This window comes from Vreelandella sulfidaeris Esulfide1, from assembly GCF_054072535.1.
This window is the reverse complement of the sequence record NZ_CM133364.1, coordinates 4,113,745-4,135,032: the sequence shown is the minus strand read 5'-3', so window position 1 is coordinate 4,135,032 and position 21,288 is coordinate 4,113,745. Positions and strand designations below refer to the sequence as shown.

Sequence of the window (21,288 nt, the reverse complement as noted above, 5' to 3'; positions counted from 1 at the left end):
TGATTCAAACGTCCAGGCCGCTCAGCGGCCTGGACGTATTGCAGGAGGAAACCCCTTTCAGGTCAAGACTTTTTTAGTACCTGCGGGTCCAGGTTGTCGGGATCGCTATGGCGGATATCCAACCCTTTGACAAGATAAACCACGTACTCGGCAAGGTTATCAGCATGGTCACCGACGCGCTCAAGCGCGCGCAAAACCCACATAATGCTGAGGACAGAGGTAATGGAGCGTGAATCTTCCATCATAAACGTCATGAGTGAGCGCATCGCGCTGCTGTACTCGTCGTCCACCAGCTCATCTTCACGCACAACCTGCATGGCCAAGTCGGTGTCAAAGCGGGCAAAGGCGGTGAGTGCATCGCGCAGCATTTTGCGGACATGCTCGCTGATATGACGCACTTCCACCAAACCGCGAATAGTGCTGGTGCTTTCACTCAGCAGCAGGGCATTGCGGGCGATTTTGCTGGCCTCATCGCCAATGCGCTCAAGATCAGAAGTAGCACGGATAACGGCGAGCACCAAGCGTAGATCGGACGCGGCAGGCTGGCGCCGCGCCAGTACCCGGGTACATTCATCGTCGATTTGCAGCTGTAGATCGTTGACCTGGCGATCATTGTCTCGCACTTGTTCGGCCAAGCGGGTATCGCCTTCCAGCAAGGCAAAAACGGCATCCTGCACTTGCTTCTCTACCAAACCGCCCATCGCCATCAGATGGGTTTTTAGCTCTTCCAGCTCCTGGTTGAACTGGCGAGAGATATGCTGGCTGTGGGTATCGCTCGTAATATCCATGGAGCACTCCTGACATTTCAGTCGATAAGGCCTAGGTGATGCGGCCGGTGATGTAGTTTTCGGTGCGTTGCAAACGGGGGTTGGTGAAGACCTGATCAGTAGGGCCGTATTCAACCAGCTCACCTTGGTGCAAAAAGGCGGTGTAATCCGATACGCGCGCCGCTTGTTGCATATTGTGAGTAACCAGTACTAACGTCAGCTCTGACTTGAGGTTACGAATCAACTCCTCAATTTTGAGCGTTGAAATGGGGTCTAGCGCTGAGGCCGGTTCATCCAGCAGCAGTACGTCGGGCTTTACGGCTAACGTGCGGGCGATGACGAGGCGCTGCTGCTGGCCACCTGAAAGCTGCCAGGCGGAGCGGTGCAGGCGGTCTTTAACCTCGTCCCATAGCGCGGCGGAAGTTAAGGCCCATTCGATAATGTCATCCCTTTTGCGTTTAGGAAGGCGCTGCTGCAAGCGTAATCCAAAGGCGACATTTTCATAGATCGACATAGGAAAGGGGTTGGGCGTTTGAAATACCATCCCTACCCGTCGCCGTAGCTCGGTCACATTCGTTTGCGGGGCGTGAATATCTTGCCCTTCCAGCGTGATTTTACCGCTATGCGTTACCGATTCATTCAGGTCGTGGAGACGATTAATAGCTCTTAACAGAGTTGATTTACCGCACCCTGAGGGACCGATAAAAGCCGTTACACGATGACGCGGAACGCTAAGGGTTAAGTCGCGCAACGCCTCTTTCCCCGCATAGGCGAGGCTCAAGTGATCAATGCTCAGGCAGCAGCTGTCGGCTGAAAAGTGCGTCACTGGTGGCTGAGAGGTATTGATTGAATGTGATTGCGCTAGCATTCGCTTCCCCGTTGACGCCTAAGATAATGACGTAGAAATATGGCAGTTAGATTAAGCATCAGCACAATCAACACTAAAAGTAGCGCTGTGGCATAAACTAGCGGGATGGCAGCCTGCACATCTTCACCGTGAAAGGCGGTATCAAATAAATGATAGCCAAGGTGCATAAACTTGCGATCTAGATGAAGGTAAGGAAACTCACTATCAATCGGCATCTGTGGTGCTAGCTTGGCGACACCGACCAGCATTAACGGAGCCACCTCACCGGCGGCGCGGGCAACGGCCAAAATGACCCCTGTCAGCATAGCGGGGGCCGCCATAGGTAGTACGATGCGGGTAAGCATCTCTAAGCGAGTAGCACCAAGTGCCACGGCGCCTTCGCGCTGGGCCTCAGGAATACGCGCCAGCCCTTCCTCGGTTGCCACAATCACAACCGGCAGGGTCAGCAGCGCAAGGGTAAGTGACGCCCATAGCAGGCCGCCAGTGCCGAACGTTGGCGAGGGCAGCGTATCGTTGAAGAACCATTCATCCAACGACCCGCCAATGCCGTAAACAAACACTCCCAAGCCGAAAACGCCGTACACAATCGACGGTACGCCCGCCAGATTGCGCACACCAATGCGCACCAGCCGAGTCAGCTTCCCCTGGTGAGCAATTTCATTGAGATAAATCGCCGCCAGCACCCCAAACGGGGTCACGATGACAGACATTAAAATAACCATTAATACCGTGCCAAAGATAGCTGGCCAGACACCACCGTCAGTATTGGCTGCTCGGGGCCCTTCGCTTAGGAACCGCCAAACGGCATCGCTCCAGGTGACCGTTTTCTGCCAAACGTTCATGGCATTGGGAGCTTCAGCACTCACTACGCTGGCAAGCGGTTGGCGCAAAGTTTGGCCGTTCACCGTGGCGAGTAATAGCTGGCTTTCGGGACGCTGGCTGGCAGGCAGCGCCAGCAGCGTGTTTAGCCGTTGCCAAGCGGCATCTCCCTCCCAGCGCTGGTCGTTCTGCTCAATGGCGACCAAGCGGCCGATAAAATCTCCCCAGGGGCTTCGCTCTAGACGAATCAGGTCGTTGGGTTGGGAGCGCTCGGCAATTTCTTCAATCGCTACCCAACGCCAACGCACTCCATTGATGTCCTGATTACCGGTAAAATAGAGGCGTTCATTCCCCGGCTGTTGCGGTAGCGCCACATCACGTACGGCTTCGCCTGCCAAGGTCTCGCCTGAACGGAGAGTCACCTCTTCCAGCGCAGCGGGCCAGAAGTGACCAAGCCCGCGTGTTAGCAGTAGCGCCAGTAATGCGCCGAGCATCAAGAGAGAAAGCGCCACGCTGGCGGCACATAGCCAGGGCCAAGCGTCATTGAGCCAGTGAAAACGAGCGTGGCGAGAGGCGGTGTTAGCTGCGCCAGAGGTCATGACGTGCCCCCCATCTGGCGATAACGGCGGCGCAAGCGCTGGCGAACTACCTCTGCGAGGGTATTAACCAGGAACGTAAAGAGAAACAACACCAGCGCGGCCAAAATCAGCAGATGGTAGGTCAGCCCACCGGGTGACGCTTCTGGCAACTCAATGGCGATAGCGGCGGCCATGGAGCGCATGCCTTCAAAGGGACTGGCGCTAAACAGGGCGGTATTGCCACTGGCCATAAGCACAATCATGGTTTCACCCACCGCCCGTCCAGCGCCGATCATGACTGCCGAAAAGATCCCTGGGCCAGCGGCCACGAGAGCAACTTTCCATAACGCTTGCCAACGGCTGGCACCCAGCGCCTGGGCACCTTCAATTAAGCTAGATGGCACATCGACGAGCGCATCTTCTGCCAGCGAATAGATGCTGGGGATAACGGCAAAGCCCATCGCAAGACCAACAATCAGCGCGTTACGGGTGGCGTAATCCATGCCAAAGCGTTGGTCCAGCAACTGACGCAGATCACCACCTAACCACAGCTGCTCTATCCAGGGAGCTAGCCATAACGCTATCGCCACCATTAAGGCGAGCCAAGGCACTAACCAGAGACCTGCACAGGAGAGCGGTAAGCGACGACGCAGGCGCGTTTTGGCCAGTTGCCAGAGCAAACCCGCAAGCCCGGCACTGAGCGGCAGCCAAATAATCAGCACTAAAGCGCTGGCCAAGTGGCGCTCTACCCATGGTGCTAAAATGAGCCCGGCGATAAAACCTACCACCACGCCGGGAATGGCCTCCATCATTTCTAGCGCGGGCTTGATACGCGCACGCAGGCGCGCTGACATAAACAGAGCAGAGTAGATCGCCGCCCCTAAGGCAACGGGAATCGCGAATAGCAGCGCGGCTAGCGCAGCTTTAAGGGTGCCCCACGCCAGAGGAGAGAGCTTAGCCAGAGCCAAGGTATCTCCAATCGCCAGCAGCGGCAGGGTTTCCCACACCAAAAAGATGCCGATAGCGAGAATCGCCAACAGCACGCCGACACCACCGGCGGTGATTAGCCCCGTGGCCACCCGATCTTGCAGCAAACGTAATGACTGCCTGGGAGAGGTTAAGCGAGGTGGGATCATATCACTATCATGACAAAACTAGGCATGGCACAACCAGGGTGGCCACAGAACTGACCAGTGGGCGTAGAACAACGTACATAAATTGACTCCCTACACTAAGACACTTATGTGTCATTTAGATGACAGTGGTTTACCACCTTTGCTGAGCGTTAAGAACACTTGGGGTTAAAGGCACAAACCCGGATGCGCGCGCAATCTGTTGGCCTTCTTCGGACATAATCAACGTGAGCAGCGCCTGCTCGGCTGGTGGTAAGCTCTCTCCTGGCGGAAGATTCACATAAAGATAAAGGTAGCGCGATAGCGGGTAATCACCGCTCTGTATCGCCGCTTCATCGGGCGGTATAGCGATACCGTCTTCGTTATACAGGCTTAACGCGTGCACGGCCGGGGTCAGGTGATTAAACCCGGCGTACCCCATTGCATTAGCAGACTCACCCACCGCAGCGACGACAGCCGATGAACCAGGGTGCTCGCTAATATCGTTGCGAAAGAGGCCGCCGCATAGCGCTCGTTGTTGAAATAACCCATGGGTGCCGGATGCAAGGTTACGCCCATGTAGCGCAATACTGCCAAATGACCAGTCATGGGTTGCCGGAAGCTGATCCCATCGCCTTATCGGTGCATCGGCACCACAGGCGCGGGTAGTTGAGAAGATCGCATCGACCTGCTGGCGGGTTAGCGCACGTAATGGATTATGCCGGTGGACAACAACGATGAGGGCGTCACGGGCAACCTTTAACTCCAGTGGCGGGTAGCCGTAGCGCTCAATAAAGTTATCCCGTTCTTCCGTGTTCATCGGACGCGACATCGGCCCAAGCCGAGTCGTACCGGCTACTAAGGCGGTGGGCGCGCTGGCAGAACCGCTTGCTTGAAATTGCAGCTTAACGTCTGGGTAGCGGGCGGTCAGCGTTTCGCCCCAACGTAGCATTAGGCCTGCCATGGTGTCAGAGCCCACTGCGCCTAAAGTACCGCTCATTGAGGACGATTGCCCCCAGGCGAAGGGCGTTACCACCAACAGAAATGCCAACATCCAGCGTAGTAGGGTGCGTTTTAAAACGAAGCGTAAGTCTTCATAAGAGGAAATCGCTTTTAAAGGTATATTTGTAAGCGTTCTTAAAAGAATAATTAAAAGAGTATTCAAACGGGCGTCCTCTTATGGTTAACTAAATTCATCCCTTTGTGTTGCGATGCAGCAATACCCATCGACAACGTAGACTTTCTACAACGTTTACAACAATAAACTGACTAAGCGACTAACCCATGACTCTTCTGGAAACCGATTTGGACGACGTACCCGCCCCTCAAGGAAAGCTTACTTTAAAATTACTGGCTTCTCGTCAAGATACCAATCTTTATGGCGATATTCCCGGGGGGTGGCTGGTTAATCAAATGGATCAGGCTGCTGAATTGGCAGCTGGGCGTGAAGCGGGTGGCCGTACGGCCACTGTAGCCATTGAAGCCATGGATTTTTTAAGTCCAGTGCGTGTTGGCTCTATGGTCAGCGTCTACACCCAGGTACAAGAGATTGGCCATAGCTCAATCAAAATTGACGTCGAGGTCTGGGTGCGCCCGCCCCATGGGCAGCGGATAGAAGAGCGTCAAAAAGTGACGGAGGCGCGTTTTGTCATGGTCGCCTTAGACGATAATGGACGTATAAGAGCCGTTCATAGCGAGTAGCGCCCTTCTTAGAGCCCTTCAATGATGGTCCAGCCCAAAATAGCAAAAGGGCGCTAAGAGCGCCCTTTTGCCGTGCCTGCCGCTTATCTGCCTAAATGATTAGGCATCTACGTTGTCACGATTCTTGAGATAGGCGTATTCGCCCACGTCACTAAACGGACGTAGGAGTTTCTGAAACGCTGAATAAGATTCATACACACGGCGTGACTCCTCATCGCTGTCTATCTGGCGCTGAATGGCTTCCTGTGACGAGGTGTAAAGTGCCGCCATGACGTCTTCAGGGAAGGTGCGCAGTTGAACGCCGTGCTCATCGACCAGTGCTTCCAACGCCTGGGCATTACGGAAGGCGAATTCGCTGATCATTGCCAAGTTAGACGCGCGGGCGGCTTCGCGAATGACGTCCTGTAGATCTTCAGGGAGCGCATTCCACGCATCAAGGTTGATCGTACCTTCCAGCACAGCCGTTGGCTCGTTCCACGCCGAGGTGTAGTAGTAATCAGCCACTTGGTGCAGGCCAAAGGCCAGGTCGTTATAGGGCCCAACCCAGTCAGCGGCATCCAGAGCGCCGGTTTGCAGCGAGGTGAAAATCTCAGACCCCGGCATGTTGACGGTGCTCACACCGATGCCATTCATGGCCTCGCCCGCCAAGCCAGGCAGGCGTAATTTCAGCCCCTGCATATCTTCCAGTGAGTTGATTTCTTTCTTAAACCAGCCCGCCATTTGTGTGCCGGTGTTACCGACTGCAAAGGGTTTCAGGTTGTGGTTAGCGTAGATTTCATCCCACAGTTCCTGGCCGCCGCCATGGTACAACCAGGCGTTCATTTCGGTGGTGTTCATACCGAACGGTACGGCGGTAAAAAACTGCGAGGCAGCCACTTTGCCGCGCCAATAGTAAGACGCAGAGTGACCCATTTCAGCGGTACCGGCCGCCACGGCGTCGAATACTTCGAGTGCGGGTACTAGTTCACCCGCGCCATGTACACGGATTTGCATGCGACCATTGGAAAGTTGCTCGACCCGACGGGCGAAGTCATTTGCGCCAGTGCCCAGGGCAGGAAAGTTTTTCGGCCACGAGGTGACCATATCCCACGTGTAGGTCTCTTGAGCGCGCGCACTTGAAGTGGTTACAAAAGGGGCAGCAGCGACACCGGCGGCACCTAGGCCAACGGTTTTGAGAAAGTTACGGCGTTGCATGTGAGCAAAACTCCAAAAGTAATCATGCTGTTGTTATAGGGCGCTAAGTGCGCCATGTTCGTTTGTTAGTATGCTTTATAGCGAATTTAGCTCGCAAGCCTTCTGATCAATCATCCGCTGCGTCTTTCATGCTGTTGCCATGACGCACTAGCCAATAGCAGCCGCCTAACGCCAAGACCGCCAGCGATAGCGCACCAATTTGCCAAGGATCGATGACTTCCATATCCAACACCATAAATTTGCGCACCAATGCCATAATCGCAATTAACACCACGATTTCGACGTGAATAAAGCCTTTCCCACTGGTCATCGTGCGAATGATAGAATTGTTGAATTCCATGGCAATTAAGACGGTAAGAATCATGTCGAATAACGCTTGAAATACGCGGTAGTCGAAGGGATCACGGCTCTGAATAAACAGCAGCTGTACCACGTGAATCACCAGATAGTACATGGCCACTAGCACGGCTCCGCCGATGGCCAGGGTCAGCACCATTGATACTAAACGTTCAAAGCGCTGGTAGCCGCTCAGTGTTTGCCAACCGTTACTAACTTCAGGAAATAGGCGTTTAAAGCGTTGTTTCATAATGCCCTCTTGAAAGTTGCCTATAGTGGCGTCAGTTTGGCAAAGCCAAGTACCAACCATTTGACGCCTTCGCCTTCAAAGCTGACCTGGACACGGGCGCGGGCCCCTTCGCCTTCCGCGTTAAGGATAATTCCTTCGCCGAAGACCGGGTGCTCAACCCCCTGGCCAACATGCAGGGCGGGTAAATCGCCGCTACTCTCGACGCTTTGCTGGGCAAAGGAGGTACGTGAGGCGGTCACCGGGCGAGAAATATGCCCGCGCAAGCGCACTTCTTCCAGCAGGTGCGGCGGTAGTTCGCGCAAAAAGCGTGAGGGCCGCGGAAACACCTCTTTGCCGTGCAGGCGACGGGTTTCGGCGTGTGTGAGGTAGAGTTTTTGCATGGCGCGGGTAACGCCTACGTAGCAGAGCCGGCGCTCCTCTTCGAGCCTGCCCGGCTCCTCGATAGACATCTTATGCGGAAACAGCCCCTCCTCGACCCCGGCAATAAACACTACGGGGAACTCCAAACCTTTGGCGGAGTGCAGCGTCATTAACTGGACACTGTCTTCAAACTCTTCGGCTTCGTGGTCACCTGCATTAAGCGCCGCTTCCGAGAGGAATGCTTCCAACGCCGCCATGCCTTCCCCCGCTTCGGGCGCTTCGAAAACATCGCCTTGTGTAAAAGCGCGAGCCGCGGTAACCAGCTCTTCCAGGTTCTCGACCCGCGCTTGGCCTTTCTCACCGCGCTCGCTTTTATGGTGTTCAATCAGGCCGGTATGGACGGTAACGTGATCGATAATTTCATGCAGCGCCATCCCCGAGGCATCGTTATCGAGCTGCTCAATCAAGTTGGCGAAGGTTTGCACTGCATTGGCCGCGCGGCCTTTCAAGGTGCCATCGTTAATCGCATCGTGGAGTGCCTGCCACAGCTGAATGCCTTGTTCACGAGCCCGCAGGCGGACAATCTCTACCGTGCGCGTGCCGATACCGCGGGTGGGGACGTTGATCACCCGCTCCAGCGAGGCGTCGTCATCGCGGTTGAGCATCAGGCGAAGGTAGGCCAGGGCATTCTTGATCTCCAGGCGCTCGTAAAAGCGATGACCGCCGTAAATGCGGTAGGGCATGCCTTGGCGAATCAGCGTCTCTTCCAGCAGCCGCGACTGGGCGTTGGAGCGATAGAGAATCGCGATATCGCGGCGGTTAAAGCCTTCGTCGACCTTCTCTTTGATGGTATCGACGATATAGCGCGCTTCCTCCAGGTCGTTAAACCCGGCGTAAATCGAGATCGGCTCGCCTTCGATACCGTCAGTCCACAGGTTTTTACCCATCCGCTCGCTGTTGTGGCTGATCAGTGTATTGGCGGCCTCCAGAATCGCGCTGGTGGAGCGATAGTTCTGCTCTAGTCGCACGGTATGGGTTTGCGGGAATTCCTGCTCAAAGCGGCTGATATTTTCCACTTTGGCGCCGCGCCAGCCGTAGATTGACTGGTCGTCATCGCCGACGGCGGTCATCGGCGTCTTCATGCCGGTGAGCAGTTTTAGCCAGGCGTATTGCAGGGTATTGGTATCTTGAAACTCATCTACCAGGACGTGACCAAAGCGCTCTTGGTAGTGCTTCAAAAGCGCTGGGTTATCGCGCAGCAGCTCAAGGCTTCTCAGCAGCAATTCACCGAAATCAACCAAGCCGCCCCGTTCGCAGGTGAGTTGGTAGCGTTCGTAGAGTTCGACCATCTGGCCCATATAAGCATCGCCATCCACATTCACCTGGTGGGGGCGCAGTCCTTCCTCTTTGCAGCCGGAAATAAAATGCTGCACCTGACGCGGCGGATAGCGTTCGTCGTCGATTGAGTAATCTTTCAACAGCCGCTTGACCAGGCGTAACTGATCGTCGGAGTCGATAATCTGAAAGTGTTGCGGCAGTCGGGCATCCTGCCAGTGGGTGCGCAGCAGGCGGTGGGCGATGGAGTGAAAGGTGCCTACCCACACATGGCGCATCGAGATGCTCAGCAGCGCCTCAAGACGTGTCCGCATCTCTTTGGCGGCTTTATTGGTAAAGGTGACCGCCAGTAGCGCGTAGGGTGAAAGCCCTTCGGCCTGCATCAGCCAGGCAATACGATGAACCAGCACACGGGTTTTGCCGGAGCCTGCGCCTGCGAGCACCAACAGGTTACCTTGGGGGGCGCTCACTGCTTCGCGCTGGGCGGAGTTGAGCTGATCGAGAATCGCCGTGACGTCGTCCATAGTAGCCGCTGCCGGATCAAAAAATAGGCGGCTAGTCTAGCACAGCCAGCGAACTGGCTGTGTATACAGGTTAACGATTAGGATTCTTCAGGAAAGCGCAGCGTGTTAAGGCTCTTTTTAACCGCTTTGAGCTGTTCGGCGAGTTTCGGCCCGCGGGTTTTGGCCACGCCGACAGCGAGTACATCGATCAGGACCAGGTGGGCAATGCGCGAGCTAAGCGGGGTGTAGATTTCGGTGTCTTCATGAACATCGATATACAGCGGCAGGCTGACCTCTTCAGCAAGGGGTGAGCCGCTGGGGCATAGGCCTATGACTGTCGCACCCGCTTCACGAGCCAAGCGCACGCTGGCTACCAGCGCTTTGGTGCGCCCGGTTTGTGAAATCGCTACGACCACATCGCCCTCTTTTAACGTCACCGCCGACATATTCTGCATATGGGGGTCGGCGTAGGCTGAGGTAGAAATTTGTAATCGGAAAAACTTGTGTTGGGCATCAAAGGCCACGGCACCAGACGCGCCAAAGCCGTAAAACTCCACGCGATTAGCCATTGCCAGCGCATTCACCGCACGCCCTAGGGATTCATTATCCAGCCGGTCTCGCACCGAGAGCAATGTGCCCACGGTAGAGTCAAAAATGCTGTGGGAGAATTCAGCGACAGAGTCGCTATCGTTCATGGAGAACTGCGCGAACTGGCTGCCACTGGCCAGCATTTGCGCTAGCTGTAGCTTGAAATCCTGAAAACCATTGCAACCCAACGCACGACAAAAGCGCACCACAGTGGGTTCGCTAACGGTGGCTTCGGTGGCCAAATCCACGATACGCATGTGGATGACCTCTTCTGGATTGCGCAGTACAAACCGCGCCACCTTTTGCTCGGAGCGTCGAAAGTGCTCCATGCGGCGTCTCATTTCATCGAACAGGGCGCGACTCACGTTCAGCTCCTTAGGTGCTCAACAAATTAGGTGCTCAACAAACAGGTATACAACAGTACGTTAATACACAAATGTTTTAAACGATCGTTTTAGCCTATTTGCTCTTTGCTAGCTTTGCGTTGCTTTAATGCTGGTGACCACAGTATGCCTCAATGAGTGGGCGGGGCCACTAACTATGTGGGCAGAGCTACTTCTTATGGGGACCGATTTACTGTCTATGTGAATAGAGCTACTGACTAACAGGCGGCGTTTTGCCAGCGTTTAAAGGCCGTTAAGCAAATTTTTTTAAGATTAGTCATCATTTTGTCAAGTAAGTTATAGTAAGAATTGAAGTGCCGCACTGCATCATAACAGTCGCCATGGATGCAGGTGGAAGAAGGCATATTCACCTGGAGGAACGTCGATTATGAGAAACGTCGAACGAATCACCTCGGTTAAAAGCGAATTGCTCGATATCTTTATGAGCATGCAAGTGGATGAGCACGCTCAGCGCCAGCGTAGCGCTGCCCAGCGAAGCTTAAGAGCGCGTCGCGGTATTGAGTTGCATCGTGAGTTTCAGAAATTATCGCGGGATATCGCCCCCTTGCCCGATGAAGATCGGCAAGAGAGCGAATTGCACTGAGGCTAGCTTTTCTGGGGCTAGCAAACAGTAGGATAGTGACGGCTTACTTTAAATAAGCCCTGTCACGAACACAGCGATAACGCCAGCGGGCGCTAAATAGCGCGCGATGATATTCCATACACTCTTACCGGTCTCTGAAAGCCCAAGTTCCGCTTCTACACTCTTGCGCTCTAAGCACCAGGCGGTGAAAAGAATCGCACCTAGCCCCGTCAGCGGCAGCATTATTTTGCTGGTCAGCGTATCCAGCAAATCAAACACGCCTAGCCCAAACATGAGCGGCTCGCTCCACACATTGAACGAAAGCAGTGCCGCAATGCCCAGTAACCAGGCGCCTACGCCTGCCACAACCGTTGCCATGACACGGCTGAGCGGCGTGCGTTCTTCAATGAATTCAACCACCGGCTCAAGCAGTGAAATCGCCGAGGTTAGTGCCGCAAACGTGAGCAGCAAGAAGAACATTAAGCCCAGGATTATGCCGCCGTCCATATTGCCAAATGCCAGCGGTAGAGTGACGAAAATCAACCCAGGACCTGAAGCAAGATCCAGGTTATTCGCAAATACGATTGGGAAAATGGCTAAACCAGCGCCCAAGGCGATGACGGTATCCATGATGATAACCGTGCGGGCGGTTTGCAGCAGATTGATATCTTTACCCAGGTAAGAGCCGTAAGCCATCATAATGCCCATCCCCAAAGAGAGGGTGAAGAAGGCGTGGCCCAGGGCGGCTAGCACGGTTTCCGCTGTAAGTTTGCTCCAGTCAGGGTTGAACATATACGTTAGTGCTTCGCCAAAGTGGCCGGTCGACATGCCGTAACCGATAAGCACAACGAGCAATAGCGCGAGTACCGGCATCAAGATTCGCACAGCACCCTCAAGGCCTTTAGTAACACCGCGGGCGACAATGCCAATAACCAACAGCATAAAGACCGAGTGACCCAGTAGTAGTAATCCTGGGTTACTGAGCATGCCATTAAACAGTGCGCCAATACCGTCGGCGTCTTGACCACTAAAGGCACCGCTGACCGAGTTTAAGGTGTAGTAGAGCGACCAGCCGCCAATCACGCTGTAAAACGACAAGATCAAAAAGGCCCCGATAATGCCGCTAATGCCAACAATGGCCCATGCTTTAGGCTTATTCGCTGTGCGGGCCAGCTCTGACATCGTGCTGGCAGGGTTCTTCTGGCCACGACGCCCCAGTAGCCACTCAGAAACGAGAATGGGCAAGCCAATCAGCGCGATACAGAGTAAATAGACAAAGACGAAAGCAGCCCCACCGCTTTCGCCCACCATGTAGGGGAATTTCCAGATATTCCCTAGGCCCACCGCTGAACCAGCGGCGGCCAGCACAAAGGTCATTCGCGATGACCACTGCGCATGTGCAAGCTTCGCCATACATCACCCATTTAGTCGATTGTTGTGTACGTTACTGCGTGCTGTACACGCGAGTTTTCGGAAAATAGCGTTATTGCCAGCGTCCTTTTCCGAAAGTAAGCGCAATTTATCTGATCAACCGCAAGCATGCCAGTTAGCTGACCTAAAAAGGAGGACTAAAACAGCTGGCTTTGCTTTTCACCTGCAAAGGGGCCAAGGGGAGGCAATGAGGTCACTTCTCCGAGCGTGTTATAAAGTAAACGGGCCATCTGTGGGGACTCACGATTATCTGCAGTATGCACAAATAAGAAAGGGGTTTTCCCCTGATTTATCCACAGCTTTAGTTGAGCCTTCCAGGCGGTGAAGTAACCACTATTTATTGTTTTGTCAATATGGCCAATGAAGCGAATCACCGGATAATTTGCCGTGGAAAGTACGTGTAGCGGGAGTTTCGGCTTTTCTTGCTGAGCATGGGCCAGGCCCATATGGTCGTTTGCCGGGGTTGAGAAGAGCGGACGAACATCGAGCATCACGCGGTTGGCCGAATAAGTTATCAACAAGCGGTTAAGAGCAATTTCTGCGCTCCCTTTGTGGAAAAACGCAGGGTGGCGTACCTCTACTGCGCAAGGTAAATGGCTTGGCCAAGCGGCGAGCAACGCCTCAAGCTGAGGAAGCTCCTGGGGACCAAAATCCCGCGGTAACTGGACCATGGTCGGACCCAGTCGATCGTGAAGCGGTTCAAGGGCGGCTAAAAAATCCCACGCTTGGTCTAAACGGGTCAGCCGTTGGTCATGGGTCACGCTAGCCGGCAGCTTAAAGCAGAAACGAAAGTGGGAAGGGGCTTGGCGTGCCCAGGCGGCGACTGTTTCGGGCTTTGGTATACCGCTATAAAAGGTGGTATTGCCCTCAACGCTCGAAAATACCGTGGCATAGTCGCTTAACAGTTCGGATTTTGCATGGCGCGGATAAAGGCTACCGAGCCAATCTTGATTGGCCCACATCGGTAGGCCTAAATAGAGAGGAAGCGTCATGGAGCCAGCCTACGTCCACAGGGTGAAGGGCTTAATGTAACAGGTTTGGCACCGTGCTCCAGGCAGGTTTTATAGCCTGCATTGAATGGGCTTTATGTATAGCAAGCTGCGGAAAATATGAAATTCATTCGCTACTAATAGCGCTACTATGTAGAGAATGCTTATTAATTATCAGGATGGCGCCATGTGTTCAGTGTACGTTAGCAGCGATAAAATCCGCGACCAGTTTTCCAGCGCGATGTCGGCGATGTATCAGCAGGAGGTGCCGCAATACGGCACTTTATTGTCGCTGGTTGAAGCCGTTAATCGAGAGGTGCTAGCTGCTAATCCTGCGCTTAACAGTGCGCTGCAGGATAGCGATGAGCTGACGCGGATCAACGTAGAACGACACGGCGCTATCCGAGTGGGCAGCGCGGACGAACTTGCCATGCTACGTCGCATGTTCGCGGTGATGGGGATGGAGCCGGTTGGCTATTACGATCTGTCGGCAGCAGGCGTGCCCGTTCACTCCACGGCGTTTCGTCCGGTCGCTGATAGTGCACTCAAGCGCAATCCTTTTCGTGTTTTTACCTCGTTACTGCGCCTTGAGCTGATTGAAAAAGTCGAACTAAGGGAACAGGCGAGCAAGATTGTACGTGGTCGCGATATTTTTACTGACAACGTCAAAACGTTGATCGAGCGCTTTGAACAGCAGGGTGGGCTTAATGCTGCCGATGCCGAGCAGTTTGTTCAGGAGGCGCTGGAAACGTTCCGCTGGCATGACAACGCCACGGTCGATTTGGCTACTTATGACCGTTTACATAATGAGCATCGGCTAATTGCCGACGTGGTCTGTTTCCGCGGGCCCCACATTAATCACCTAACCCCGAGAACGCTGGATATCGATGAAGTACAGCGACGTATGCCCAGTGTAGGTATTGACCCAAAAGCAACCATTGAAGGCCCGCCCCGCCGCGACTGCCCGATACTCTTGCGCCAGACCAGTTTCAAAGCGTTAGAGGAAACCATCGCTTTCGCGGATGCCGCCGAGGGCAAGCACACCGCGCGCTTTGGTGAAATCGAGCAGCGCGGTGTTGCGTTAACCCAAAAGGGACGCGAGCTTTATGATCGCCTGCTGGCGACGGCGCGAGAAAGCGCGCCCAAGGCCGCGGATAATGACGCTCATCAAGCCCATTTGGCGGAAGTGTTTACCGCGTTCCCCGATGATTACGCCACTCTGCGTCGTGAAGCGCTAGCTTTCTTTCATTACCACGCCGTGAAGGGAGTGTCGGTGCAAGGGTCGGTTTCAGCAGAACAAGTCGATCAACTGATCGAGCAGGGCTCCCTGTCAGTCACACCAATGATTTATGAAGATTTCTTACCCGTGAGTGCGGCCGGTATTTTCCAGTCCAATTTGGGCGAAAGCAGCCACGATAACTACGGCAGTAGCGCCAGCCAACAGCAATTCGAGCAGGCTTTAGGGACTACCGTGATAGATGAGATTGAACTGTATACCCAACGCCAGCAGGTATCGCTTGAACAGGCGCTGGCGCAATTGGCGAGTTAAGTGATAGAACAGGCAGTATCGTCAATCTAAGCGGTTAGCCAGTTTATAAAATTAGTTTAAAAACCAGTTTATAAAAACACTGCGCAGGGTGGAAGTGAGTAATGAGTCAAGGCAAAGTTTTGGTATTACATGGCCCTAATCTAAATTTGCTGGGTAGTCGTCAGCCGGAGATATACGGCTACGAGACGTTAGACGATGTAAATAACATGTTGCGAGAGAAAGCGGTGATGGCAGATTGGGACATACTCTGCCTACAAAGTAATCACGAAGGGGCGTTGATTGATGCTATTCACGCCGCACGCCTTGATGGCACCCAGGCGATTATTATCAATCCCGCCGCTTTTACGCATACTTCAGTGGCCATTCTTGATGCCCTCAATGCCTTTGATGGCAAAGTGATTGAGGTACATTTATCTAATGTGCACAAGCGAGAAGCATTTAGGCATCACTCTTACGTCTCGCTGCGTGCCGATGGTGTGATTGCCGGGCTAGGGACGCAAGGTTATCGAGCTGCGCTAGAGGCTGTGATGGTAGGGTCTAATTAATGTGCGACCGTATTTGAGCCACTTTCTTTTGCAAGACAGGTAAGTAAACATTAATCAACGTATCGAGATCGACCCGAGCAGCGTTAGTACTGATATTAATCGCGCCCATTAAATGCTGCTTGGCGTCATAGACAGGAACGGCGATGGAGCGCAAGCCGGAGTCAAGTTCTTGATCAGAAATAGCATAGCCCTGCTGTCGCGCTTTACTGATTTGGCTTCGTAGTTCATGAACATCAGTCACCGTTTTATCGGTGTAGGGTTCTAGCACAAGCGACGACAGGACGTGTTCAAGATCCGTATCGCTAAGTTGAGCCAGTAGCATGCGCCCCATGGACGTATGCGCCGCCGGCAATCTGGTGCCTACGGACAGCGTAATTGCCATCAAGCGATGCTTTGCTGCAGAGCGTGCTACGTAAATGACCTCATTGCCATCAAGCACGCCAAGCGATGAGGACTCTCCGGTTTCAGCAGTAATATCTTCTAAATATTGCTGGATAACGTCCCTATAATTATTAGCCGATAAAAAGGCATAGCCTAGCTGGAGAACACGGGGAGCTAATTCAAAGTAACGTTGTTGCTTACGGACATACCCCAGAGCATGCAGCGTGAGTAAAAAGCGCCTAGCTTTTGCTCTATTCATTCCTGTCCGCGTAGCCACCTCGCTTAATGTCATACGCGGGTGGTCATGGTCGAATGCCTGTATAACCTCTAAGCCGCTAGCAAGCGCTGTTACAAAATCACGGCTATCTTCACTCAATATCTCTTCCTGCATTTTTTACTATCCATTGCCTTGAAATTTGAAATTGTCTTGAGGTATGAAATAAAAGATATCGTAAAAAAGTTCGCATTGCGAACTTATCGATGGGTGAACGTTGGTAAAGTGAGCGATGGGCCCCTATCCGCAGTGATTAAAGCCCCTTGCTACTAAAGTTGTGTTTTTTAAAAGGTTAGCAACAACGTAATCTCAGAGTAGTAGATACGAATACGTGTACGTATTACGAACAATGCTTAAGTATAAAAAATAACTAAACAACGCACAGGAAGAAAAATGAACAAATTCCTTAGCTCAACATGTCTGGCTGCTTGCGGTAGCGCCCTAGCACTCGGCCTTACTGTCTCCTCTGCCAACGCCAATGAGTGGCCAACCGATGACGTTCGGCTTGTGGTTCCCTATGCCCCAGGCGGCACAACGGATGTTTTGTCCCGCCGCGTTGCTGACTTACTTCAGCAACAGCTTGATACGAACGTGGTTGTAGAAAATCGCCCGGGCGCAGGTTCTACCGTAGGCACTGGACGTCTCGCTCGGGGTGGGCGTGATGCCGACCACACTATTCTCATGGCTTCACCCGGTCACACCATCGGCGCTGCCATCTACCCTGATCTAACTTATGACCCGGTAGAGGACTTTGTTTTTCTACAAAACATGATCGATATTCCCAATGTCATGGTCGTTCCGGCAGATAGCCCTTACGAAAGCGTGGTTGAGTTTGTTGAAGCTGCGAAAGAAGAGAACATGACCTTCAGCCATAGCGGCGTGGGCAGTTCTATTCATATGTCTGGCGAATTATTCAAGACGTTGACCGACACCAACATGACCGCGGTGCCTTTTGCGGGCAGTGGCGCAGCGCTACCTGCGCTATTAGGTGGCGATGTGGATGTTTCGTTCGAGAACATGCCAACCGTACTTTCCCATATCCGCTCGGGCGATTTGCGCGCATTGGCCGTTACCTCTGCTGAACGCTCCGAATACCTACCTGATGTTCCAACGCTATCGGAAGTGGGCGAGTATAACCTCGACCAGTTCGTCACTACTGCGTGGTTCGGCCTAGTCGCGCATAACTCTTTCCCAGAAGAAGCGCAAAGCGTTATGAAGGATGCTCTAGCAAACGTCATGGAGCGTGAAGAGTTTTTAGATTTTGCTGAACAATTGGGGGCTGAACCGGGCCAGGTTGCTGGCGAAGAATTTAAGCAATTCATCGCTGATGAAGTAGAGCGTTGGGAAGGCGTAGCTCAGCAGGCTGGTATCAGCCAGTAAGCTAGGTAATCGCTCATTAAACACTGAGGCGAGGACACGTGTCCTCGCCTCTCCTGTTTCCCTGGAGAAGGCAGCAATGATTACCTCGGATTCCAAGCGTAGAGTGAAGGTAAAGGATCCCCGTGATGTGATAGCGGGGGTTGTGCTGCTTTGCTTTTCCCTCGTGCTGGTTTTTTACTTAGTGCCTAACTACATCAATGAACCACCGATTTTACAAAACCCCATGATGTCGCCTCAATGGCTGCCACGGATCGTTGGCTGGTTAATATTGCTGTTCTCCGTTCTGCTCATCTTTCAAGGGTTATTGGTGGCAGGCAATAGTGAGGAAGATGAACGAGCGATAAAAAAAGGTTCGCCACGGCGTTTTGTAATGATGATCGTCGCATTGGCGATCTATATTGCCTTGTTTGAATCGATGGGAGCTGTGTTCTGCGGCATTCTGGCAACACTGGTCTTATTTATAGCGCACCCTGTTCGTACGTGGTGGGTATATAGCATGGCATTCCTGTTTCCTATCGTCGTTACATTCTTGTTTGTTGAGGTAATGAATGTGCCGCTTCCGATAATGCCATTTTGGCTCTGAATTTCTCATTATTTTCTAGGTGAGCTATGGATAATTTTTCGGAAGTCATACAACTATTTTTTAGCTTGGAAAATTTTCTGGCGATCGCCGTGGGGGTGGTCATCGGCGTGGTCGTTGGGTCTATACCAGGCTTGACGGCAACTATGGCAGTGGCGCTAGCGTTGCCTTTTACCTTTTCAATGCAACCCATTGCAGCCATCCTTTTGCTGGTAGGTATTTATAAAGGGGGTATGTACGGTGGTTCGATTACGGCTATTCTGATAAGAACGCCGGGGTCGCCCGCTTCTGCCTGTACACTGCTCGATGGCTACCCCATGGCCCAACAAGGGCATGCGAAGAAAGCCCTTAAAGCCGCTCTCTACTCGTCGGTTATCGCTGATTTTATCTCTAATATTGCGTTGATCTTCTTTGCCGCTTATTTGGCTAAAATCGCGCTTAATTTCGGTGCGCCCGAGTTTTTCTGGCTGATCTGCTTTTCACTTACCATCATCATATCCCTGGCTAGCGGCTCTATGATTAAAGGGCTGATGGCCGCCTTGCTGGGTATCTTGCTGTCCCTGGTCGGGTTGGACGATGTATTTGGTTCTCAGCGCCTGACCTTCGGCAACTATAACTTGATGGACAGCATCTCCTTTATTCCGCTGTTAATTGGCCTTTTTGCGATTCCAGAAATTATGGAATTTTATCGTAAGAAAGCGATTCCCCATCTAAAAACGAAAGCGAGTGGCGTCGGCTTATCATTCGCCGAGCTAAAACGGTGCATGAAAAGCATCGTGCGAGGTAGCTTGATCGGCGTCATTATCGGTGCGATTCCCGGCACCGGCGCCACCGCTGCCGCTTTTATTTCTTACAGTGATGCACGCCGGCGTTCTCCTAATAGAGCAAATTTTGGTAAGGGGGAGGTGGAAGGCGTAGCGGCTGCTGAAGCTGGGAACAACGGTGTCGCCGGGGCTACGTTGATTCCTCTGTTATCGCTAGGTATACCAGGGGACGTTATCACTGCCATCATCCTAGGTGCTTTCATGGTGCATGGGCTGACGCCTGGTCCGCTTATGTTCCAGGAAAACCTAACACTTATTTATGCCCTATTCATCGGCATCATGTGCAGCTCTGTGATACTGCTGGTCGTAGGCAATGCGGCGATTAAGTACTTCTCTTTGATAGCCGATATTCCTAAGTCGGTTCTCTTCCCCATTGTGTTGATGTTCTGCGTTTATGGTGCTTACGCAGTCAATAACGATACCTTTGACGTATGGCTGATGCTGGCCTTTGGCGTAGTGGGTTATATTTTCAATCGCGCCGCCATACCGGCGGCACCGTTCCTGATCGGATTTATTTTAGGGCCGATGTTTGAAGATAATCTGCGCCGCTCACTGCTCATTGGCGGTAATGACCTATCGATCTTCGTACGAGGTCCGATCACCTGGGTGTTTATTGCGCTCACGGTGGGATCTATCACCCTAGCACTTTATCGGTTTATTTCATCGCGCCGTGACGCGCGCCATGTCGGCGATCAATCCCAGGAGGTTCAATAATGACCGGGGGGCTGCCATGGCGGGACCACTGAAAGGACTACGAGTACTGGATCTAAGCCGGGTAATGGCGGGGCCTTGGTGTACCCAAATACTGGCGGATATGGGCGCTGAGGTCATCAAGATCGAACACCCCACACTTGGTGATGATACCCGCCACTGGGGGCCTCCCTGGTTAAAAGACCGGGAGGGCAACGACACCTCGGAATCGGCCTATTACCTTTCCGCCAATCGCGGCAAACATTCGGTGACCGTGGATATCGGCCAGCCTGAAGGTCAGGCGCTGGTGCGTGAATTGGCAGCTGAAAGCGATATTCTGGTAGAGAACTTCAAAAGCGGTGGTTTAGCAAGAAAAGGGCTCGACTACGCGACATTAGAGGCGATCAATCCGCGACTGATTTACTGCTCGATTACCGGATTTGGCCAGACGGGGCCAATGGCCTCCATGGCAGGTTACGACTATCTGATTCAAGCACAAGCCGGATTAATGAGCATTACCGGAGCCGCCGATGGAGAACCGGGCGCTGGGCCACAGCGGGTAGGCATGGCCGTTTCAGACCTGACCACCGGGATGAACGCTACCATCGCTATTCTTGGCGCATTGCACCACCGGCACCAGACGGGGGAGGGCCAATATATCGATATGGCGCTGCTGGATGTTCAGGTGAGCTGGCTGGCGAACCAAGCGATGAACTACTTTTGCAGTGGCACCCCACCGACCCGGACGGGCGAATACCATCCTAACCTAGTGCCTTACCAACCGTTTCCGACGGCCGACGGTGAAAAAGTCATCATTGCAATCGGTAACGATGGGCAGTTCAAACGGTTTTGTGATGCCGTCGGGCGACCTGATTTGGCAAGCGATCCCCGGTTCAGCACTAACCCTGAGCGCGTCAAGCACCGGCTTGATCTAATCCCGCAAATGGTCACCATCACCCAGGGTCGCTCAAGCCGTGAATGGATCGAGGTACTCAGTGCTATCAGCGTTCCCTGTGGGCCGATTCAGAATATTGCCCAGGTCTTTGATGATCCCCAGGTGAAAGCGCGCAAAATGCAGGTTGCGCTGGAGACCGAAAATGGCTCAATACCGGGGGTGGCCAATCCTATCAAATACTCCAAAACTCCCTTGGAGTATCACAAGCCGCCGCCACGCTTGGGCGAGGACACCGATAGCGTGTTAGCGCGCTTACTGCAAAAAGGCGCTGAGGAAATCAGCACCCTGCGTGAAAAAGGGGTTGTGAAGTAAG

20 protein-coding genes are annotated in these 21,288 nt (G+C 53.2%); 8 read left to right on the top strand and 12 right to left on the bottom strand.

The features are described 5' to 3' along the window. Positions 1-62 precede the first annotated feature (62 nt). The 5 genes from phoU to ACW44H_RS19180 all read right to left on the bottom strand — a co-directional run bounded on the left by phoU (position 63) and on the right by ACW44H_RS19180 (position 5,198). Positions 63-788 carry a phosphate signaling complex protein PhoU gene (gene phoU / locus ACW44H_RS19200; RefSeq protein WP_113270148.1) on the bottom strand — a complete coding sequence of 242 codons (726 nt, stop codon included), beginning with the start codon at positions 786-788 and terminating at the stop codon, positions 63-65. 31 nt (positions 789-819) lie between these two features. Then, positions 820-1,635 (bottom strand): phosphate ABC transporter ATP-binding protein PstB, encoded by an 816-nt coding sequence (pstB, locus tag ACW44H_RS19195; protein ID WP_457506077.1) that lies wholly within the window; start codon positions 1,633-1,635, stop codon positions 820-822. Next, positions 1,629-3,053 (bottom strand): phosphate ABC transporter permease PstA, encoded by a 1,425-nt coding sequence (gene pstA, locus ACW44H_RS19190; RefSeq protein ID WP_457506076.1) that lies wholly within the window; start codon positions 3,051-3,053, stop codon positions 1,629-1,631. The genes pstB and pstA overlap by 7 nt, the downstream gene beginning before the upstream one ends. Then, positions 3,050-4,168 carry an ABC transporter permease subunit gene (locus ACW44H_RS19185; RefSeq protein WP_457506075.1) on the bottom strand — a complete coding sequence of 373 codons (1,119 nt, stop codon included), beginning with the start codon at positions 4,166-4,168 and terminating at the stop codon, positions 3,050-3,052. The genes pstA and ACW44H_RS19185 overlap by 4 nt, the downstream gene beginning before the upstream one ends. A gap of 130 nt (positions 4,169-4,298) precedes the next feature. Continuing rightward, entirely contained in the window at positions 4,299-5,198 is a 900-nt protein-coding gene (locus ACW44H_RS19180) for a PstS family phosphate ABC transporter substrate-binding protein (RefSeq protein WP_457509089.1), read from the bottom strand. A 230-nt stretch (positions 5,199-5,428) separates the two neighbouring features. Between ACW44H_RS19180 and ACW44H_RS19175 the strand changes: the two genes are divergently transcribed. Further along, positions 5,429-5,845: an acyl-CoA thioesterase gene (locus ACW44H_RS19175; protein WP_113270144.1), complete on the top strand. Its 417-nt coding sequence runs from the start codon at positions 5,429-5,431 to the stop codon at positions 5,843-5,845. A 99-nt stretch (positions 5,846-5,944) separates the two neighbouring features. Here the strand turns inward: ACW44H_RS19175 and ACW44H_RS19170 are convergent, their stop codons facing one another. From ACW44H_RS19170 to hexR, 4 genes are all read right to left on the bottom strand, one after another. Beyond that, positions 5,945-7,039, bottom strand: a complete 1,095-nt coding sequence (locus ACW44H_RS19170) for a TRAP transporter substrate-binding protein (protein WP_457506074.1) — start codon at positions 7,037-7,039, stop codon at positions 5,945-5,947. Positions 7,040-7,145: 106 nt separating this feature from the next. After that, a complete protein-coding gene (locus tag ACW44H_RS19165) occupies positions 7,146-7,625 on the bottom strand; it encodes a phosphate-starvation-inducible PsiE family protein (RefSeq protein WP_113270142.1) in 480 nt (159 codons plus the stop codon). Positions 7,626-7,645: 20 nt separating this feature from the next. Further along, positions 7,646-9,844: a DNA helicase II gene (gene uvrD / locus ACW44H_RS19160; protein WP_457506073.1), complete on the bottom strand. Its 2,199-nt coding sequence runs from the start codon at positions 9,842-9,844 to the stop codon at positions 7,646-7,648. A gap of 77 nt (positions 9,845-9,921) precedes the next feature. Further along, complete coding sequence (gene hexR / locus ACW44H_RS19155; protein WP_113270140.1) at positions 9,922-10,776, bottom strand: transcriptional regulator HexR; 855 nt, start codon at positions 10,774-10,776, stop codon at positions 9,922-9,924. A gap of 406 nt (positions 10,777-11,182) precedes the next feature. On the opposite strand from hexR, the gene ACW44H_RS19150 reads away from it, so the two are divergent. Further along, on the top strand, positions 11,183-11,398 hold the full coding sequence (locus ACW44H_RS19150; RefSeq protein WP_008956472.1) for a PA3496 family putative envelope integrity protein: 216 nt from the start codon (positions 11,183-11,185) through the stop codon (positions 11,396-11,398). Positions 11,399-11,446: 48 nt separating this feature from the next. On the opposite strand, the gene ACW44H_RS19145 is transcribed toward ACW44H_RS19150, so the two are convergent. Then, positions 11,447-12,790, bottom strand: coding sequence for a sodium-dependent transporter (locus ACW44H_RS19145; protein ID WP_457506072.1), 1,344 nt, complete (start codon positions 12,788-12,790; stop codon positions 11,447-11,449). A gap of 155 nt (positions 12,791-12,945) precedes the next feature. Beyond that, positions 12,946-13,800 (bottom strand): DUF72 domain-containing protein, encoded by an 855-nt coding sequence (locus tag ACW44H_RS19140; RefSeq protein ID WP_457506071.1) that lies wholly within the window; start codon positions 13,798-13,800, stop codon positions 12,946-12,948. A gap of 184 nt (positions 13,801-13,984) precedes the next feature. On the opposite strand from ACW44H_RS19140, the gene hglS reads away from it, so the two are divergent. Next, positions 13,985-15,346 carry a 2-oxoadipate dioxygenase/decarboxylase HglS gene (gene hglS / locus ACW44H_RS19135; protein ID WP_457506070.1) on the top strand — a complete coding sequence of 454 codons (1,362 nt, stop codon included), beginning with the start codon at positions 13,985-13,987 and terminating at the stop codon, positions 15,344-15,346. Between the two features lie 101 nt (positions 15,347-15,447). Further along, positions 15,448-15,891, top strand: a complete 444-nt coding sequence (gene aroQ, locus ACW44H_RS19130) for a type II 3-dehydroquinate dehydratase (protein ID WP_113270136.1) — start codon at positions 15,448-15,450, stop codon at positions 15,889-15,891. Here the strand turns inward: aroQ and ACW44H_RS19125 are convergent. Continuing rightward, on the bottom strand, positions 15,884-16,663 hold the full coding sequence (locus ACW44H_RS19125) for an IclR family transcriptional regulator domain-containing protein (protein WP_457506069.1): 780 nt from the start codon (positions 16,661-16,663) through the stop codon (positions 15,884-15,886). The genes aroQ and ACW44H_RS19125 overlap by 8 nt on opposite strands. Positions 16,664-16,939: 276 nt before the next feature. Here ACW44H_RS19125 and ACW44H_RS19120 point away from each other — a divergent pair, with 276 nt between their 5' ends. From ACW44H_RS19120 to ACW44H_RS19105, 4 genes are all read left to right on the top strand, one after another. Next, complete coding sequence (locus ACW44H_RS19120) at positions 16,940-17,926, top strand: Bug family tripartite tricarboxylate transporter substrate binding protein (RefSeq protein ID WP_457506068.1); 987 nt, start codon at positions 16,940-16,942, stop codon at positions 17,924-17,926. Between the two features lie 76 nt (positions 17,927-18,002). Continuing rightward, entirely contained in the window at positions 18,003-18,509 is a 507-nt protein-coding gene (locus ACW44H_RS19115; RefSeq protein WP_113270133.1) for a tripartite tricarboxylate transporter TctB family protein, read from the top strand. A 26-nt stretch (positions 18,510-18,535) separates the two neighbouring features. Beyond that, a complete protein-coding gene (locus ACW44H_RS19110) occupies positions 18,536-20,044 on the top strand; it encodes a tripartite tricarboxylate transporter permease (protein ID WP_113270132.1) in 1,509 nt (502 codons plus the stop codon). A 16-nt stretch (positions 20,045-20,060) separates the two neighbouring features. Then, entirely contained in the window at positions 20,061-21,287 is a 1,227-nt protein-coding gene (locus ACW44H_RS19105) for a CaiB/BaiF CoA transferase family protein (RefSeq protein WP_457506067.1), read from the top strand. Position 21,288: the final 1 nt, after the last annotated feature.